14 protein-coding genes and 2 pseudogenes are annotated in these 17,158 nt (G+C 71.9%); 5 read left to right on the top strand and 11 right to left on the bottom strand.

What is annotated here, in order from left to right:
* The first annotated feature begins 493 nt into the window (after positions 1-493).
* Positions 494-2,026 (top strand): fused MFS/spermidine synthase, encoded by a 1,533-nt coding sequence (locus ACFXAE_RS26105; RefSeq protein ID WP_384719038.1) that lies wholly within the window; start codon positions 494-496, stop codon positions 2,024-2,026.
* Positions 2,027-2,310: 284 nt separating this feature from the next.
* Here the strand turns inward: ACFXAE_RS26105 and ACFXAE_RS26100 are convergent, their stop codons facing one another.
* Genes ACFXAE_RS26100 through ACFXAE_RS26080 form a run of 5 tightly spaced genes read right to left on the bottom strand, consistent with a single transcriptional unit; the run spans position 2,311 to position 8,030 of the window.
* Positions 2,311-2,913 (bottom strand): hypothetical protein, encoded by a 603-nt coding sequence (locus ACFXAE_RS26100; protein WP_384719036.1) that lies wholly within the window; start codon positions 2,911-2,913, stop codon positions 2,311-2,313.
* Entirely contained in the window at positions 2,910-4,472 is a 1,563-nt protein-coding gene (locus ACFXAE_RS26095) for an ATP-binding protein (protein WP_384719034.1), read from the bottom strand. The genes ACFXAE_RS26100 and ACFXAE_RS26095 overlap by 4 nt, the downstream gene beginning before the upstream one ends.
* Positions 4,469-5,152 (bottom strand): response regulator, encoded by a 684-nt coding sequence (locus ACFXAE_RS26090; RefSeq protein WP_384719032.1) that lies wholly within the window; start codon positions 5,150-5,152, stop codon positions 4,469-4,471. The genes ACFXAE_RS26095 and ACFXAE_RS26090 overlap by 4 nt, the downstream gene beginning before the upstream one ends.
* Positions 5,153-5,175: 23 nt before the next feature.
* On the bottom strand, positions 5,176-6,837 hold the full coding sequence (gene murJ / locus ACFXAE_RS26085; RefSeq protein ID WP_384719030.1) for a murein biosynthesis integral membrane protein MurJ: 1,662 nt from the start codon (positions 6,835-6,837) through the stop codon (positions 5,176-5,178).
* The gene (locus ACFXAE_RS26080) at positions 6,834-8,030 is read right to left on the bottom strand and encodes a lipid II:glycine glycyltransferase FemX (protein ID WP_384719028.1); all 1,197 of its coding nucleotides are present in this window, start codon (positions 8,028-8,030) and stop codon (positions 6,834-6,836) included. Before ACFXAE_RS26080 ends, murJ begins: the two co-directional genes overlap by 4 nt.
* A 214-nt stretch (positions 8,031-8,244) precedes the next feature.
* Between ACFXAE_RS26080 and ACFXAE_RS26075 the strand changes: the two genes are divergently transcribed.
* Complete coding sequence (locus ACFXAE_RS26075) at positions 8,245-9,447, top strand: Ig-like domain-containing protein (RefSeq protein ID WP_384719026.1); 1,203 nt, start codon at positions 8,245-8,247, stop codon at positions 9,445-9,447.
* Between the two features lie 351 nt (positions 9,448-9,798).
* On the opposite strand, the gene ACFXAE_RS26070 is transcribed toward ACFXAE_RS26075, so the two are convergent.
* The 3 genes from ACFXAE_RS26070 to ACFXAE_RS26060 form a co-directional block, all read right to left on the bottom strand.
* Complete coding sequence (locus ACFXAE_RS26070) at positions 9,799-10,185, bottom strand: hypothetical protein (RefSeq protein WP_384719024.1); 387 nt, start codon at positions 10,183-10,185, stop codon at positions 9,799-9,801.
* Positions 10,182-10,925, bottom strand: a complete 744-nt coding sequence (locus tag ACFXAE_RS26065; RefSeq protein WP_384719022.1) for a DinB family protein — start codon at positions 10,923-10,925, stop codon at positions 10,182-10,184. The genes ACFXAE_RS26070 and ACFXAE_RS26065 overlap by 4 nt, the downstream gene beginning before the upstream one ends.
* Before the next feature lie 429 nt (positions 10,926-11,354).
* On the bottom strand, positions 11,355-12,104 hold the full coding sequence (locus tag ACFXAE_RS26060; protein ID WP_384719020.1) for an SDR family NAD(P)-dependent oxidoreductase: 750 nt from the start codon (positions 12,102-12,104) through the stop codon (positions 11,355-11,357).
* Between the two features lie 127 nt (positions 12,105-12,231).
* Between ACFXAE_RS26060 and ACFXAE_RS26055 the strand changes: the two genes are divergently transcribed.
* Together ACFXAE_RS26055 and ACFXAE_RS26050 are read left to right on the top strand one after the other, a co-directional pair.
* Positions 12,232-12,666, top strand: a complete 435-nt coding sequence (locus ACFXAE_RS26055) for an Rrf2 family transcriptional regulator (protein ID WP_384719018.1) — start codon at positions 12,232-12,234, stop codon at positions 12,664-12,666.
* Positions 12,667-12,953: 287 nt separating this feature from the next.
* Positions 12,954-13,517 carry a DinB family protein gene (locus tag ACFXAE_RS26050; protein WP_384719016.1) on the top strand — a complete coding sequence of 188 codons (564 nt, stop codon included), beginning with the start codon at positions 12,954-12,956 and terminating at the stop codon, positions 13,515-13,517.
* Positions 13,518-13,681: 164 nt separating this feature from the next.
* Here ACFXAE_RS26050 and ACFXAE_RS26045 read toward each other — a convergent pair whose 3' ends face one another.
* Positions 13,682-14,104: a winged helix-turn-helix transcriptional regulator gene (locus tag ACFXAE_RS26045; RefSeq protein ID WP_384719014.1), complete on the bottom strand. Its 423-nt coding sequence runs from the start codon at positions 14,102-14,104 to the stop codon at positions 13,682-13,684.
* 87 nt (positions 14,105-14,191) lie between these two features.
* On the opposite strand from ACFXAE_RS26045, the gene ACFXAE_RS26040 reads away from it, so the two are divergent.
* On the top strand, positions 14,192-15,001 hold the full coding sequence (locus ACFXAE_RS26040) for an NAD(P)H-binding protein (protein WP_384719012.1): 810 nt from the start codon (positions 14,192-14,194) through the stop codon (positions 14,999-15,001).
* A 283-nt stretch (positions 15,002-15,284) separates the two neighbouring features.
* Here the strand turns inward: ACFXAE_RS26040 and ACFXAE_RS26035 are convergent.
* Together ACFXAE_RS26035 and ACFXAE_RS26030 are read right to left on the bottom strand one after the other, a co-directional pair.
* A pseudogene (locus tag ACFXAE_RS26035) lies at positions 15,285-15,954 on the bottom strand (response regulator).
* Between the two features lie 514 nt (positions 15,955-16,468).
* A pseudogene (locus tag ACFXAE_RS26030) lies at positions 16,469-16,522 on the bottom strand (hypothetical protein); the annotation flags it as partial.
* Positions 16,523-17,158: the final 636 nt, after the last annotated feature.

The following is a 17,158-nucleotide window of genomic DNA, read 5'->3' as shown; positions in this document are numbered from 1 at the left end:
TGAGCTGCTGGACCGGCTCCACGCGGACCTGCTCCACTACGCGGGCGGACGGCTCGACGACGACATCGCGGCCCTCGCCGTGCGCTGCCGGCACACCGGGACTCCGGAGCAGTAGCCCGGTCTTCGGGGTGACGCGTGGACCCGAGTCACCCGCATCCGTCCCCTCACCCTCGTCCTGCCACCCCCCCCGTACGCGGCCCGCCTCTTCGACATCGAGGACGCCGGCGCCGGCGAGCGGAAGCCCGACCAGGGACCAGGGCCGCCGCGGCAACACGTCCGCGCTCCGAAGACCTCTCGATGTTCGAGACGAGGACGAATGCGCCGCCCGCGCCCTCAGGGGAGTCCGGCTGAATGCGGCTTGCCGCAGCGGAGAACGACGCAACCGTGACCGACGTGTCACCGCCCGCCGTGCAGCACCTCGGCAGACACCCTGAAGGCGGCGGGACTCTCGTTGCAGCGCCCGGTCGACGAGGCACGTGGAAAGATGTCGCCCGTGACCGGATTGCCTTCCTCGTCTGTCGTCGAGGGCGCGCCTCGAAACCACGTCCTGGGTCCGCGTGTTGCCGCCGTGCTCGTCTTCGGGTCCTCGGCCGCGGTCCTGGTGGTCGAGATCGTCGCCTTGCGACTGCTGGCTCCCTACCTCGGCCTCACTCTCGAGACCAGCACCATGGTGATCGGCATCGCCCTCACAGCGATCGCTCTGGGCTCATGGCTGGGCGGGCGCACCGCCGATCAGGCCGATCCGCGTCGGCTCCTGGGCCCCTCGCTGGGAGTGTCGGGAGCGGTCGTGGCGCTCACCCCTGCCGTGCTGCGCGGCACGGCGGAGTGGGCACCCGCAGTGCTCCTGCTGATCGCGTCGCTGACCATCCTCGTGCCGGGCGCTCTGCTGTCCGCGGTGACGCCCATGGTGACCAAGCTGCGCCTCACCAGCCTCGCCGAAACCGGAACGGTCGTCGGTCGGCTGTCCGGCGTCGGAACCGTCGGTGCCATCTTCGGTACCGTCCTGACCGGTTTCGTCCTCGTGTCGCGGTTACCGGTCAGCGGCATCCTGATCGGCCTGGGAACACTGCTGGTGGTCGGCTCGGCGCTGGTCGAATGGCGGATGCGCAGGTGGAGCGGCACCCCTGCCCTGACGCTGGTGGTCGTTGCCGGGGGACTCGCCACCACGGTCGCGCCGGGCGGCTGCGACGTCGAGACCAGGTACCACTGCGCACGGGTCGTCGCCGACCCCGGCCGGGACAGCGGCCGCACACTCGTCCTGGACGGCGTGCGACATTCCTACGTCGACATCGACGACCCGACGTTCCTGAAGTTCCGGTACGTGCGCGCCATCGCGTCGGTGGTCGATGCCGCCTTTCCCGAAGGGGATCCGCTCACCGCCCACCACCTGGGCGGAGGCGGGCTCACCCTGCCCCGTTACCTCGCGGCCACGCGCCCCGGAACGCGCAGCCTCGTGTCGGAGATCGACAGCGGGGTCGTGCGCATCGACCGCGACCGGCTCGGTCCGGGACCGGGGCACGGTATCGACGTACGCGCCGAGGACGGCCGCCTGGGCCTGCGGCGACTCGACACCGGCAGCCGCGACCTCGTCGTGGGCGACGCCTTCGGCGGCGTCAGCGTCCCGTGGCACCTCACCACGGTGGAAGCGATGACCGATGTGCGGAGAGTGCTCGACGAGGACGGCCTGTACGTCGCCAACCTCATCGATCACGGTGATCTGGCCTTCGCACGCGCCGAAGCGGCCACGCTGCGCGAGACGTTCGAGCACGTCGCCCTTCTCGGTGAACCCGGTGACATCGGCCTCCGTCCGAGCGTCACCCCCGAGGGGGGCAATCTGGTGATGGTCGCCTCCAGCCGGACAGTCGGCCTGCGCGCGATGCAGGAAGCACTGGACGCCCGGAAGACCGGCTGGAAAATCTCCACGGGCGACGACCTCACGTCCTGGATCGGCGACGCCCCACTGCTCACCGACGACTACGCGCCCGTTGACCAGCTCCTCCAGCCCTACGGTCAGAGCGGCAGATGACGAGACACACGGCATCACCGGACCACCGTCGGAGGTGACACCCGGGACCTGAGGCGGCGGCCCTCACCTCCGCGGGGTCCGGGTGCGTGGCCGGCCGGTCCCGGCGGGCACGCGGTCCACCCACCGGGCCTCCGCAGCGCGCGCTCCGGCGTCCTCGGGGACGACGGGACCGACCACGCCCGGTGCCTCGTCGGGACCCGGAGGCGAGACCTCGCTCTCCCGGCAGCGGTGAGTGGCCGTGGTCCGCGCGTACGGCGGGCTGCTCCGTGCCGGGGCGCGGATCGTCAAGGTCGTCGTCCCGACGCCGGGTCGAGGCCGCAGGTTCTCGAGGCCGACGTGCCGTCCCGTCCCGTGAGCCGCACGGTGGCCCGGCCGTCGGCGTCGTGGCTGTAGGCGATGGTGCAGATCAGCTGGCGCAGCGCGGTCCGGCCCAGTCCGCCCAGTGCGATGGGCAGGTCGGTCATGACCTTCTCGCCGCCGGGCGAGACCTCCACCCGAAGTGTTCCGGCGGGCGGGGCGGGGGGCAGGGATGTGCCGAGCCCCGCTTTGCGGTCCTGTTCGTCGGGACCGCTGAGCAGCGCGAGGATCACTTTCTCCGTCGGCACGGGCAGGGTGTCCGCGCCGGTGGGGTCCTGGCCGGCGACCAGACCGCCTTCGGGACCGTACTCGAGCGTGGAGTGGGCGGACCGGATCACCGGAGTGATCCCGCCTTCACGGGAGTGGAAGAAGAGCAGCATCTTGTGGTCGTGGTCGACGAACGCCTCGACGGAGGCGGGACCGCCCGCCTCGATCACGTCGGTCTCCCGGATGCCGCAGCCGCCGAGCAGCAGCGTCCCCGACACGACGGCGACCGCGCAGGTACGCCGCCACGTCCGCGCACGCCTCATCCGCCGGCCTCCTCCAGGTGGAGCGGTATCTCGACCGTGAAGACGGCACCGCCTCCGGGAAGGTTCCCCGCGCGGACGGTTCCGCCGTGCAGCCGCACGTTCTCCCGGGTGATCGCCAGGCCCAGGCCGCTGCCCGCCGACCGGGCACGGGCCGCGTCGGCCTTGTAGAACCGGTCGAAGATGCGCGGCAGCACGTCGGGACGGATGCCGGGTCCGCTGTCGGCGACCTGCGTGATCAGCACGGGCGGGCCGGGGGAGCGCGCCTCGCTGCGCAGGCTCACGGTGACGGGTGCGCCCCCGTGCCGCAGGGCGTTGCCGACGAGGTTGGCGATCACGATGTCGAAGCGGCGCGGGTCGAGCCGGGCGCGGATGCCGGGGGGCAGCTCGGTGCGGACGCGGCCGTCGGTCCAGTGCCGGTTCTGCAGCGTCTTGCCGATGGCCTCCGCGATGTCGACCTCGTCGGTGTTGAGTTCGGCGGCGCGGGCGTCGAAGCGGGAGATCTCCATCAGGTCCTCGACGAGCACGGCGAGCTTTCCGGTCTCGGCGCTGACCAGCCGGACCGCGCGGGCGGTGTCGGGGTCCAGCCGGCCGGCGTCCTCGTCGAGGACCTCGGTGACGGCGAGCATTCCGGCGAGCGGCGTGCGCAGCTCGTGGGAGACGTCGGAGGCGAAGCGGCGGGCGCGTGCCTCGGCCTCGCGCAACTCGCTCACGGAGTCTTCGAGTTTGCCGGCGGAATCGTTGAAGGTGCGGGCGAGATCGGCCAGTTCGTCGCTGCCGCGCACCGTGATCCGTGTGTCGAGTCGGCCGCTGCCCATGCTCTGGGCGGCCTGGCGCAGTTCCCGCACCGGCCGCAGCACACTGCGCGCGGCGATCAGGCCGGGGAGCAGCGCGATGGCGAGGCCGGGCAGGGTGCCGTCCCGGGCGGCCACGAGAAGCGCGTCGACGTCGACCTGCTCGTCGGTCATCCGCATGACGGCGTAGAGGACGAGTCCGCTGGGCAGCGAGCCCTCGGGGCCGGTCTTGAAGACGGTGGGCATGGCGATGGTCAGGTAGGGCACGCCGTCCTTCACGACCCGCTCGAAGCTGCCGTTGGGGTGGGCGTGTGCGGCGCGGCGCAGTTCGGGGGTGATGACGGTGGAGACGGGATTCTCGCCGGAGGAGGCGCGGACCGAGCCGTACTCCGCGAAGACCACCCAGGGGCGCGGCTTCCCCTTGCGGGCGATGTCACGCAGGGTCTCCTCCAGTCCCTCCCTCCGCACGGGCAGGGCCCAGCCGGTCTGCTGGACCTGGTCACGGAACGAGGAGACCGCGGTGTCCTGGGCGGTCTTCAGCAGGGCGTTGCGGGCTTCGCGGTAGGTCAGCGCGGACGTGGTGCCCGCGCTGACGACGGCGACCAGCAGGAAGGCGAACACCAGCCGGGTGCGCAATCCGAACGCCCTGGCCCGCGTCCGCCCCGCGGGAGCGTCCCCGGGCGTGCCGTCGTCGGCTGCGCGGCGTCGGCCGCCGGCGTCGAAGAGGCCGCCGAGGAGCCGCCGCGCCAGGCCGGGGCCGGAGGTCACAGCGGTCCGAAACGGTAGCCGAAGCCCCGCAGCGTCTGGATGTAGCGGGGGCTGCCCACCTCGTCCTCGATCTTGCCGCGCAGCCGTGCGACGCAGGCGTCGACCAGTCGTGCGTCGGCGTGGAAGCTGTGCTCCCACACGTGTTCCAGCAGCTGCTGTCTGCTGAACACCTGCTCGGGGGCGGCGGACAGATGGAGCAGCAGCTTGAGCTCGGAGGGGGCCAGCGCGAGGTGCCTGCCGGACTTGGTCACGCTCAGTCCGGTCCGGTCGACGGTCAGTTCGTCGTGGACCTCGATGGCCGTCCGGCCCTGGCCGGTGTGGTCGATGCGGCGCAGCACGGCGCAGATCCGGGCCTCGATCACCTCGGTGCGGGCGGGCTTGACGATGTAGTCGTCGGCACCGGCCTCCAGGCCGATCACCACGTCGAAGTCGTCGCCCCGCGCGGTGAGCATGATGATCGGCAACTGGCTCCGCTCGCGGACCCGCCGGCAGACCTGCACCCCGTTCATGCCGGGGAGCATCAGGTCCAGCAGCAGCAGGTCGGGCCGGAATTCGGCCAGCGCGGCGAGACCGGCCTCACCGGTCGCGGCCACCCGTACCTCGTGTCCACGGCGGCGCAGACCGAGCTCGACTCCTTCGCGCACGGAAGGGTCGTCCTCGATGAGGAGCACGCGGGGCATGGGCAGTTCTCCCTCGGTGGTGGTCAGGTCCGGGTCGCTCTCCGGCGTACGCCGGAGAGCAGGGCGTCGAGTTCGGCGAGCCGCAGCGGGCGGGCGAGCAGGGCGAAGGTGAGCACGACGACGGCGGCCCCGGCGGTTGCGGCGGCGAGGGCTCCCGCCCGTGCGGCGCCCAGCGCGGCCAGGTGGCCCAGCACGGTGGCGGGCACGGCGGCGAGGACGAGCCGCGCGTGCGTTCCCACGGCGGTCGAGCGCAGCGGACGGGCGACGGCGAGACGGCGGCTCAGCACCCGGGCGGTCACCGCCCAGCCCGCGCACAGCGCCACCGAGTACGCCGCGGCCATGCCGGTCACGGCCCAGCGGGCGGGCAGCAGGTGGGCGGCTGCCACGGACAGTCCCGCGTTGAGGGCGACGATCACCAGGTTGAGCAGGAACGGCGTACGGGTGTCGGAGAGTGCGTAGAAGGTGCGGGACAGCACGTACTGGCCCGACATGGCGACGAGCCCGGGCGCGAAGGCCGTCAGGATCGCGGCCATGGCCGCGGTGTCGTCGGCGCTGGTCCTGCCGTACCCGAAGACGAGGGCCATCACCGGCTGGGCGAGGGCGAGCAGCATGCACGCGGCGGGTACGACGGCGGACGCGGAGGTGCGCAACGCCCGGGAGACGTCGCGCCGCAGGGCGGCGGTGTCCCCGTCGGCGGCGGCCGCGCTCATCCGGGGCATCAGTGCGGTCACCAGGGAGACCGTGATGATGCCGTGCGGTACGACCCACAGGACATAGGCGTTGTTGTACGCGCTGTACCCGGGGCCGCCTTCGAGGCCCGCGGTCGTGGCCAGCCGGGTGGTGACCCAGTAGGCGGCCTGGTTGGCCAGCACCAGCAGCACCAGCCAGAAGGCCGACCGCAAGGGGCGGGTCAGTCCGCTGCCGCGCCAGTCGAAGCGGGGCCGCCAGCGGAACCCCGCCGCGCGCAGCGCGGGGAGGAGGGCGAGGGTCTGGACGGCGATGCCGGCGGTGGTGCCCCAGCCGAGCAGGGCGGTCCCGGCAGGGGTGAGCGTGCCCCCGCCGCCCGTGGCGAAGGCCAGGTACAGGCCGAACACGGTCATGACGACCAGGTTGTTGAGAACCGGCGCCCACATCATCGCGCCGAACCGGCCGCGTGCGTTGAGGACCTGCCCGAGCAGCGTGAACAGCCCGAGGAAGAGGATCTGCGGCAGACAGTAACGGGCGAACGCGGTCGTCATGGCGGCCTGTCGGCCGCCGTAGTCGGTGTACGCGTCGACGATCGCGGGAGCCGCCCACACCGCGGTCGCGGTGATCGCCAGCAGGGCGGCCACGCAGACGGTGACGAGCCGGTCGGTGTACGCGACGCCGCCGTCCTCGTGCTCCTTGGCCGCCTTGACCAACTCGGGGACGAAGACGGCGTTGAGCGCGCCGCCGAGGAGGAGCATGTAGACGATGGTGGGCAGGGAGTTGCCGACCGCGTAGCCGTCCGCGGTCGTCCCGATGGTGCCGAGCGCCGCCGCGACCACGGCGGAGCGGGCGAAACCGGTGCCCCGGGAGACGATCGACCCGGCGGCCATGACGGCACTGCTGCGTGCCGTGGAGGCCGCCTTCGCACCGTCGCCGGACCGCTCGCCGTCCGGCCGGGAGACGGCGTTGTCCGAGCCGGTCGGAGTCGTGGCGCTCACCGGTGGTTCAGGTACGCCTGGAAGGCGCGGTACAGCGTCTGGTTGGCGGTGCCGTCCAACGGTCTCTCCCATTCCCCCGACGTCTCGACGACCTGTCCGCCGGTGCCGAGCTTCCACCGCAGCAGTCCGTACGCGCGTTCGGCAGGGTCGAGAGTGGAGGGTACCCCGCGCATGTCGTAGACGTCGGCGCCGAGGGCGTGGGCGTCCAGCAGCATCCGCCACTGCAGGGCGTTGGAGGGCCGCACCTCGCGGCGGTGGTCGGCCGACGCCCCGGTCTGGTACCAGACCCGGCGCCCCACCGTGATCATCGTGTGGGCGGCGAGGATCTCACCGCGGTGACGGGCGAGGTACAGCTTCATCCGGCCCGGTTCCTCGGCGTTGAGCGCCGCGTACTGACGCTCGTAGTAGGCGAGGGAGCGGCCGAGCCGGAAGCCGTCGCGCCGCTCGGTGACGCCCAGCAGCCGGTGGAACTCGGGGAGTTCGGCGGCGCTGCCCACGACCACCTCCACGCCCTCCTTCCGGGCGCGCCGGACGTTGCGCCGCCACTCCTGGTTGAGGCCGGACCACAGGTCCTCGGTGGTGCGTCCGGCCAGCGGTATCCGGAAGACGTGGCGGGGCTGAGCGTCCCCGTCGTCCGCGGTACCGTCACCGCCGCAGCGGCGCCACCCCCGGGCGCGCAGCCGCTCGGCGACGGCGGTGCCGAGCGGATCGACCTCGCTGGCGAGCACGTCGCCCAGCCGGCGGCCCGGTCCGGCGAGCGGCTTCAGCGCGGCGGCGTCCCAGCGCCGGTACGCGGGCGAGGGGCCCATGCGTACGGCGAACGCGCCCGCGCCGCGCAGATGGTCGAGCAGCGGCGTGAGCCAGACGTCGATGCCGGGATCCGCCCAGTCGGCCACGGGCCCCTCGGGAAGGTAGGCGAAGTACCTGCGGGTGCCGGGGAACTGACGCAGCAGCACCAGTGCCACGCCGCTCAGCGACCCCGGTCCCGGATCCGTTCCCCAGCCGAGCAGCCGGGCCCGCCAGCCCTCCTTGACGTCGGCCCAGGAGGGGCACTGCAGGAAGCCGGGGCCGAGGGCCCGGCCGGCGGGCGACGCCAGGAAGCCGCGGTAGGCCTCGGGCGTGACGGGTCCGAGGAACACGGGTCCCTTCCCCGCTCGGGGGACGCGGCCGGGCGGTACGAGCAGTGCTGACACGGTCCGATCCTCACTTCCTCCCCGGCTTGTCGCAGGGACGCCGACGATGCTCACAGCGGTCCGTGACCGCTGCGCGCGGCGAATGTGACGGGACCATGACCGTTCCTCACCAACCGCCGTCACCTTGCTCCGTAGCGGCTGACCTGGCCTTTTCCGGCTCTAGAGTCACGACCGTCCGCTCATCACCGCGGAGTTGTCCGTCATGGAGGTCCCCTTGCACCACACACGTGTGTTCGCCCATGCCTCGATACGGGCCGTCGTCGTGGCGGCTCTGCTGGCGCCGCTCGCCGCCTGCTCGTCGAGTTCGCCGCCGACCGCGTCGGACGCGCCGGGGACCGGGAAGCCCGACGACCGGCCCGTCACGGTCACCGTCACGCCCGAAGGGCGGCAGGCCGCGCCGGGCCGGCCGGTGACGGTCACCGCCTCCCACGGCCGTCTCACCTCGGTGACCGTCACCGACGCCGACGGCCGCCGTCTGTCCGGCAAGGTCGCGGCCGACGGCGGGAAGTGGATCTCGGACCGCAGGGCCGCGCCCGGCACGGCGTACACCGTCACCGTCGCGACCCGGACCGAGGGCGGCACCGCCACGACCACGAAGGCCTCCTTCACCACGGCCGGGGCGGACAAGGTCAACAAGGTGGACTGGCGTCCGGGCACCGGCACCACCGTCGGCGTGGCCCAGCCGATCTCCCTGGTCTTCGACCACCCGGTCGGGAACCGGGCCGAGGTCGAGAAGCAGCTCGAGGTCACCACCTCGGACGGCACCGAGGGTTCCTGGGGCTGGATACGCGACTGGTCGGGCAGGGACCGGGTCGACTGGCGTCCGAAGTCGTACTGGAAGCCCGGGACGAAGGTGACGCTGAACGCCGAACTGAACGGCACCGACTCGGGCCCCGACGGCGGCTGGTTCGTACGCGACTACACGACGGCCTTCACCATCGGCGCCCGGCAGATCGTCGAGGTCGACCTCGACCGCCACCGGCTCACGCTGGTACGCGACGGCAGGACCGTCCGGAGCATTCCGGTCTCCGGTGGCACGCCCGGTGGCGACAAGCGCTCCTGGCGCGGAACGGCCGTGCTCATGGCCAAGGAGGGCACGATCAACATGAACTCCGAGACGGTCGGCCTCGGCGACGCCTACGACAAGATGGTCGACTACTCGATGCGGCTGACCTGGTCGGGCATGTACGCGCACGCCGCCCCGTGGAACGCCCCCCACTTCGGCAACGCCAACCGCAGTTCGGGCTGCATAGGCATGAGCGACGCGGACGCGGCCTGGTTCTACGGGCAGGTACGGCCGGGCGACCCGTTCGAGATCACGGGTGAGGAGACCAAGGGCGTGGTCGACCCGGGGAACGGCTTCGGTGCGTGGAACGTGCCGTGGACCGCCTGGCGGCAGAAGAGCGCGCTGCGGTGAGGACGGCCCCTGCCGACGGGGGTGCGGCCCGGCCCGGCTGACGAGCTCGCGCACGGCAGGCAGTGAGGCGTCGGGCTCCCGATCGTCGATCGTGGTCGCGTGGTGGGGCCTGTGACCAGGCCGTGGTGGCTCGGCCGACGGCGCCGGCGGTCCGGTCCCGGACGGTGAACTCGCGCCGACCGCCGCCATCCGGCACAACGACCGCACCGGGCAGCCCGTCATGCGATCGCCGACCGCGTACGGCCACTGAACCCCTTGGAATCGATCATCCAGGGCATCCGGCAGGTTCCTGCCTGCCGCGCGCATGTGTCGCGGGCTCCAGGGGCGCTTCGCGGCTGTGGAGCCGGGCGGTCACCCGTGCGGCATGCCGCCGAGAGGGCCGGACACGACCAACGGGACGGACGACTCGGCGAGGTAGGGGTGCCCGGGGAAGGGATCGATGTGGAGGTGCCCGCCGTCGTCGGTGGTGGCCATGGCGCGCAGGTTGTCCGCGAGCAGGGCCCTGGCCCCGGCGTCGCCGCTGATCACGAGGTGGTTCCGCCCGGCGTCCACGCGCACCAGGACCCCGGGACCGGGAGCCTGCCGCACCTCGATGCCCGCCAGGGCCCCGTCGCTCGCGGGCGCTGTCGAGGCGAGGTGTCCCGTGCCCGCCGTCACGGCGTCCGCCAGCCCGGCGAGTTCGTCCCGTGACGCGCGGAGATCCACTTCGCCGAACACGGGATCGCGGGTCAGTCTCACGGCTGTCCTCCGCGGGTGTGCCGCGCGGGGGCGCCGAAGCGGTTGTGCCACAGATCGCGGAGCAGCGCGATCTCGGACATGTGGTGGATGAACTCCAGGTTGGACGCCGCCAGTACGTTGGCGAACGGATACGCGGAGTCGTTGCTGTACGGGTACTGCGAGAGGCCGACCGTGTCGAGCTGCTCGTCGGTGAGCGCGGCGACGCTGTCGCGCCAGCGGTCGGTCAGCTCCCGGAGCCGGTCGAGCGCCAGGGCGGCCGAGGGGGTGAAGTCGACCAGCTCCTTCGGCTCCCGCCGCTGTTCCCCGAAGGTCCACTCCCATGCGCCCGCCAGGTGGAAGTGGACGTGCCCCAGCCGCCAGGCGATGGTTGTGACCGGTGCGTCGCCGGGCTCGGGCGGGCCGGTGTGGGCGAGCACCTGCTCGACCCGCTCGACGCTCACGCTCCAGTCCTCGGCGATCCTCGTGACGGACATCCCGTCGGCGGCCTGCCGGGCGACCTCGGCGTACTCGCTCGCCGGGATGTCCGGGGCACCGAGGTCGATCACCCACTCGCCCGGTCCGAACGCCCGGGGTGTCACCGCCTCGTCCCGGCGCCGGATCGACCAGCAGCCGGGCACCGGCTCCCACAGGTACTCCTCGTCGCCCAGTCCCGCCAGCCGTACCCGGGCCATCTCCCTGGCCTGGTCGAACTGTTCCAGCAGCAGCCCCAGGCGGTCGGTCCGCACACCCTCTGCCCCCATGTCCGGCTCCTTCCGCGGTCGCGACGCACCTCACCGCGCTCAGGCGGAAGCTAACGGCTCGCTCCCCGAATGCGCGACCGAATTCCGTGACCGATCCCCGTGACCGATCTTCGGGGCCGGCTTCCGCGCCCGGTCGACAGCTCCGGCGCGAGCGACTGCGGCATCACGATTCGCCGGCACCACCCCCGACCGGCCGATGAACCGCGAGGCGTTTGAACCGGCGGAGCGGGGCGATCCGCTCGGCGACCGGCGGAGCCTGCCCAGGCCCTTGATGTCCGGGGAGCCCTTGCGGGAGATCAGCGCCTGGACGCGGCGGCGTCGCAGCTCACCGCGTACAGCCTTCGAGCCGTACGCCTTGTCGCGGGTCGTCGGCGGCGCTTACGCCCCGAAGGCGCGGTGTCCTTCGGGGCGCGTGGCAGGGGTCCGGGGTCAGGCGTTGTAGCCGCCGTGGGCGTCCAGTACCGCGCCCGTGACGTACGAGGCGGCGGGGCTCGCGAGGAAGGCGATCGCCGCGGCGATCTCGTCGGGGTGCCCCATGCGCTGCAGGGACAGCGAGCCGACCAGGACCTTGAGCGTCTCGGGGTCCGGCGGCTCCATGCCGCCCTCCATCAGTCCGGCCTCCACGACGTTGGCCGTGATGTTCCGGGGCCCGAGGTCGCGTGCGACGCCCATGGTGTACCTCTCGATCCCGGACTTGGTCGCCGCGTAGTCGGCAAGGCCGGGGGCGCCGACCCGGGAGCCCAGTCCGGAACTCACCGTGATGATGCGTCCGCCCGTGCGCAGCACTCGGGAGGCGGCCCGGATGACGGCGATCACGCCGAGGTAGTTGGTGGCGTGCATCCGGTCCAGTGCGGCGGTGTCGGCGTCCGGGTCGTCCACCGTGCCGGCCACGGAGACCGCCGCGTTGTTGACGAGGATGTCCAGGCCGCCGAAGTGCGCGACCACGTCGTCGACCAGCGCCGGCGCCCGGCTCGTGTCCGCCTGGTCGGACTGGAGGGCGACGGCCTTGGCTCCCTTGCCGTGCACCTCGTCGACGACGGCCCGCGCCCGCTCCTCGGAGCTGACGTAGGTGAAGGCGACGTCGGCGCCCTGCTCGGCCAGCAGCCGTACGGTCGCCGCTCCCAGTCCGCGCGACCCCCCGGTGACCAGGGCGACCTTGCCCATGAGTGGCTTGCTCATTCTTCTCACCTCGTTGATTGACCCTTCCAGCAGTCGCAACTCTAATTGTTACGACATGCTGTCGCAACCTTCACTGTTACGACTGTGCTGTCGTAACATGAAGCGTTGCGGCCAGGAGGAGGAGTCCATGAGCGCCAACAGCAGGCTGACCATCGCCGCCCACGCGCTGGCCTGGATCGGCCTCTACCAGCGCCAGGGCCATGAGGTCGCCACCTCCGAGCAGATCGCGACCAGCGCGAACACCAACCCCGTGGTGATCAGACGGCTGCTCGGCGAGCTGCGCAGGGCCGGGCTCGTGGAGTCCCGGCGGGGCGTGGGCGCGGGCTGGTCGCTGGCACGCGAGCTGGAGTCGATGACCCTGCTCGACGTGTACGAGGCGGTGGAACCCGGCCCGCTGTTCGCGATGCACCGCGCCACCCCGGACCAGGGATGCGTGGTGGGTCACGGCATCCAGCCGGCCATGCAGAGCATCTACGAGGGCATCGAGAGGACCCTGAGACACGAGCTGGCCCGCGTCACGCTCGAGGACGTACTCCGGGACGTACTCGCGGCACCTCGCTAGCCTCCCCGTTGCGCCCTGACATCACCCGGATCCCCCTCCACGCCCAGGCCGGCGAACAGCCCGGCAACCGGTCACGCCAGAGTCGAGCCGGGGCACACGGGCGGCCGCGCCGGGCACACGCGCACCAGGCCTGAGCCGCCTTCGTCGTCACGGGCGTGACGGCGCGGCCCGAAGGGCACATCAGCCCTCAGCGTCATCTCCCGGTGCGGTACGCTCTCGCGGCCCACGGCCGGCGACGGCGTCCGCGAGGGGCGCAGTCAGGTTTCCGCTGTATGTAGTGTGCGGAAATGACAAGAAGCGAGCGACTCGCGGACCAGCTGGACCGGCACTGGCACAAGAACCTGCGGCCGCGGCTGCACGGTCTTGCCGATGAGGAGTACTTCTGGGAGCCGGTGCGCGGCTGCTGGAGCATCCGCCCACGTGGCACGTCGGCCGCACCGATGTCGGCAGGTCCGGGGGAATGGGCGATGGACTCCGCGTCCCCTGACCCGGTGCCGGCACCGGTGACCACGATCGCCTGGCGGCTGGCGCACGTCATCGTCTCCTGTCTGGGCTACCGGGTCGGATGGCACTTCGGCGGCCAGGACGTCGACTCCCGGACATTCGCCTACGCGGGGACCGCTGACGAGGCGCTGGAACAGCTCGATGAGATGTACGGGAGATGGAACGCGGGGGTCCGCGAGCTCTCGGACGCCGACCTGGAGAGTCCGCCCGCGGCGGGCCCCGAGCGGTTTCCCATGGAGGGCATTGTCCTGCACGTCAACAGGGAGCTGATCCATCACGGCGCCGAGATCTCCCTGCTGCGCGACCTCTACCGCTGGCAGGACGGAGCCGTACCGCGCCGAATATGACTTTCCGGTAACCGTCGATCGAGCTTCGGGAACCTACGTGGACTCCGTGACGCTCCGTGGCTGCGAGCTTCGCTGAGGGAGAAGAGGGCCAGGTGCTGCTGGTCGTGACGTTGTCGACAGCCCTCCGGCAGCAGGTGTCCGGCAGGCGGCGACAACTGCTCGTGTCAGCGGATGCCGTGGTCGGGATGGGCCTGGTCGTACGCGTGCCGTGCCTCGGCGATGACGGCACGATGTGCGAGGGACCAGTCGGCGAGTGCCTTGACCAGGTGGGTCAGGTCGGCCCCGGTCCCGGTCAGGCGGTAGTCGACCTGGGCCGGGACGGTCGGGTACACGGTACGCAGCACGAGGCCGTCGCGTTCGAGCCTGCGCACGGTGAGGGTGAGCATGCGCTGGGAGATGCCGTCGATGGCGCGCTGGAGTTCTCGGAAGCGACGTGGCCCGTCGGCGAGTTCGACGATCACGAGCACCGACCACTTGTCCCCGATGCGGTCCAGGACATCGCGGATGCCGCAGTCGGGGTGGTCCTCGCGCCCGCACGGGTCGAGGTCGGCGGGGGTGGTGGTTACCCCGGTGTGCGTGAGTGACATCGAACTGCCTTCTTGTGGCCGGTGGGCGTGCGGTCGAGGATCAAGCGTAGTTACTGATGGGAACCACTGCGAAGACTGCGAGTGAACATGATTTTGGTGACCGGAGCGAACGGGAACCTCGGCTCGGCCGCTCTTGCGGCGCTGCACGCCGGTGGTGCCGCTGCGACGGGCGGCAGCCGCACGCCGGGCGAGGGGGTGCGGCGTCTCGACTTCGACGACCGCGGGAGCCTCGACCTCGCCGGTGTGTCGACTCTGGTGCTCGTCTCCGCCGGCTATGCCGAGGACGACCGGGTCGTCGCCCGGCACGCGGCGGTCCTGGACGCCGCCGTCCGTGACGGCGTCGGCCACGTCGTCTATACGAGCCTGACCACTGCCGGCGATCATCTCGGTTTCGCTCTGGCACACCGTGCGACCGAGCGCCTGGTGCGGGCGAGCGGGTTGCCGTGGACGATCCTGCGCAACGGCCTGTACGCCGAGCTCTTCGGCGGCCTGCTGATGTGGGCCGGTGGCGGTGTGGAGTCCGCGTTCGGGGACGGTGCCCTGGCCGCGGTCTCGCGAGAGGACCTGGCCGAGGCCGCGGCGGTGGTGGCGTCGGATCCCGCACCTCATGGCGGGCGCGTCTACGACCTCGTCGGCACGCCGGTCACGGCGGGGCAGGTGGCCGACGAACTCGGCGTCACGCATCGCACCGTCGGCCTGGGTGAGTACCGGCGCCGGCTCCTTGACGAGACGGCGGGGCTGCTGCCGTTCCAGCCGCCGATGCTCGCCTCGATCGCCACAGGCATCCGGCACGGTTTCCTGGACGGCACCGCACCCGACCTCACCGACCTCCTCGGCCGGGCCGCCCGCGATCCACTGGCCACGGCCGCCGCGGCCGCGTCCGCTGCCCGGCCGTAAGGGACCGCGTGATGCTGGAGCGGTTCAGCGTCGCACCGGGGCTGCCGCGGCAACGCTGCTCCTGCTGTGCCTTCCAGGACTTGTGCTCATCTGGCCGCTGCGCACGCGACTTCGGAAGTCGACCCCCGTGAAGGGGGTGCCGGGGAGAAGACCGTATCGGCGCTGTCGCGGTAAATCCGGCATTCACTGCGGCACCGCACTTCTCGTGGTAGCCGCGTCGGACGATGTGCAGTGCTGGTGGCGCCCGGGCTGAGGACACTGCCGTTGGGCCCGGGCGGCGGCGTCATGCCGGGTGGACGAGGCGGCTTTCGTGGGCGAAGACCACGGCCTGTATCCGGTCGCGGAGTTCGGGCTTCTGCAGGATTCGCCCGAGAGGGGACTTCACGGTCGCCTCCGCGAGGTACAGGGCGGCCGCGATCTCGGTGTTGGACAGGCCGCAGCCCACCTGGACGAGTACCTCGCGCTCGCGGGCGCCGAGTCGGCTCAGCCGCTCGTCGCGGCCGGCGCTGCTGCCGTCGGGGATGTGCGGGCGGAGGTTCTCCAGCAGGCGGCGGGTGATCCGCGGAGAGACCACCGCGTCGCCTGCGGCCACGCCGCGTATCGCGGTGAGCAATTCCTCGGGCCCGGTGTTTTTCAGCAGGAAGCCCGAGGCTCCGGCGTTGAGTCCGGCGAAGGCTTATTCGTCCAGGTCGAAGGTGGTGAGGATCAGCACTCCGCTCTGCGGGGAGATCCGGATGACCTGCCGGGTCGCCTCGATTCCGTCGGTCCCGGGCATCCGGACGTCCATGAGGCATGAGGACGACATCGGGGCGCAGTTCCCGGGCGAGGCGTACGGCCTCCATGGCGTCCGCGGCTTCGCCGACCGGTGCCATGCCGGGCTGGGCCTCCAGGACCGTGCCGAAGGCCATCCGGAGCAGCGCTTCGTCGTCGGCGATCAGGATGCGGATCGTCATGCGGACGCCGCTCCGCTGCTGCCGGGGAAGAGGCGGGTATGGACTCCCCAGCCGCCGCCCGGAAGCGGTCCGGCCTGCGACTTCCCTCCGTAGGCGGCCGAGCGCTCGCGCATGCCGGGGATGCCGTGGCCGGATGGTGCGGCGCCCGGAAGTGGCGGACAGGGGCCGCTGTCGGTGACGTCCACCGTGACGGTCTCGGCCGAGCACCGTATCCGGACCTTCGCGTGTGCCGGTGGGTGTGTGCTCGAGGGTGTTGGTCAAGGCTTCCTGTACCAGGCGGTGGACGGTCAGCTGTGCGGTGGCGGGAATATGGGTGTGACCGCCCCGGACCTCGACGCAGGCCGGCAGCCCGGCGGCGCGCATCTGGTCGGCGAGGGTCTCCAGTTGTGCGATGCCGGGCAACGGGTGGCGCTCCGCGTCCGGTTCGTCGGTCCGCAGGATGCCCAACGGGCGGTCGCATGTCGGTCAGGGCCTGCCGGCCCGTCTCGGAGAGCTGGAGCATCGCGGTGGTGGCCTTGTCGGGCGACCGGTGCTGCGCGTAGACGGCGGCGTCGGTGAGCGCGACCATGACGGACGGGTTGTGGGTGACGATGTCGTGCATCTCCCGGGTGATACGTGTCCTCTCCTCGGTGACGGTCGGTCGAGCCTGCTGGTCCTGTTGTTGCTCCAGGCGTGCGGCCCGATTCTCCAGGGCAGCGAGGCAGGCGCGCGTGGTCCGCACATTCACACCCAGGACGGCGGCGGCGACCATCGCGGTCACCGCGACGAAGGGGGTCAGGAACGCGCCTTCCGTCGCCCGGCGCAGGCGGGCCGGCAGGGTTCCGGCCTCTGCGACGGCACCGGCGACAAGTGTGCCGCGCCGGCCCGAGTTCGCGGCCGCCGTGGAGAGAACCACCAGCAAGGCTATGTCCGACGGCAGTTGAACGTTCATCAGCCACTGGACGAAGGCCGCGGCTGCCACGGCGCCGAACACCGTGAGCGGGGCCCGACGCCGCCACACCAGGGGCAGTGCAAGGGCGGCGGTGAGGCCCATAGCCGCCGGGAGCTCTTGCGGCGTCCCCGCCGAACTGCGGCCCGAAGGACTCTGGGCGGACTGGATCAGCGGCCGCCCCCCCCAGACCCGCCGCCTCCTGCTCGAGTTCGCCCCCGCACCACCCCCGACACACCGGCTGTCCTGTCCGATGCCCGCCTCCTGGGGGAGGGC

This window comes from Streptomyces sp. NPDC059454 (assembly GCF_042749965.1).
Lineage (GTDB): Bacteria > Actinomycetota > Actinomycetes > Streptomycetales > Streptomycetaceae > Streptomyces.
This window is presented reverse-complemented; position numbering and strand designations above follow the sequence as displayed.

What these genes read in the sequence shown, in the direction of transcription:
- ACFXAE_RS26065 (WP_384719022.1), bottom strand. Translation starts at nt 10,925, where the DNA reads ATGGGGGCAGAGGGTGTGCGGACCGACCGCCTGGGGCTGCTGCTGGAA.
- ACFXAE_RS26100 (WP_384719036.1), bottom strand. Translation starts at nt 2,913, where the DNA reads ATGAGGCGTGCGCGGACGTGGCGGCGTACCTGCGCGGTCGCCGTCGTG.
- ACFXAE_RS26090 (WP_384719032.1), bottom strand. Translation starts at nt 5,152, where the DNA reads ATGCCCCGCGTGCTCCTCATCGAGGACGACCCTTCCGTGCGCGAAGGA.
- ACFXAE_RS26050 (WP_384719016.1), top strand. Translation starts at nt 12,954, where the DNA reads ATGACAAGAAGCGAGCGACTCGCGGACCAGCTGGACCGGCACTGGCAC.
- ACFXAE_RS26060 (WP_384719020.1), bottom strand. Translation starts at nt 12,104, where the DNA reads ATGAGCAAGCCACTCATGGGCAAGGTCGCCCTGGTCACCGGGGGGTCG.
- ACFXAE_RS26040 (WP_384719012.1), top strand. Translation starts at nt 14,192, where the DNA reads ATGATTTTGGTGACCGGAGCGAACGGGAACCTCGGCTCGGCCGCTCTT.
- ACFXAE_RS26045 (WP_384719014.1), bottom strand. Translation starts at nt 14,104, where the DNA reads ATGTCACTCACGCACACCGGGGTAACCACCACCCCCGCCGACCTCGAC.
- ACFXAE_RS26055 (WP_384719018.1), top strand. Translation starts at nt 12,232, where the DNA reads ATGAGCGCCAACAGCAGGCTGACCATCGCCGCCCACGCGCTGGCCTGG.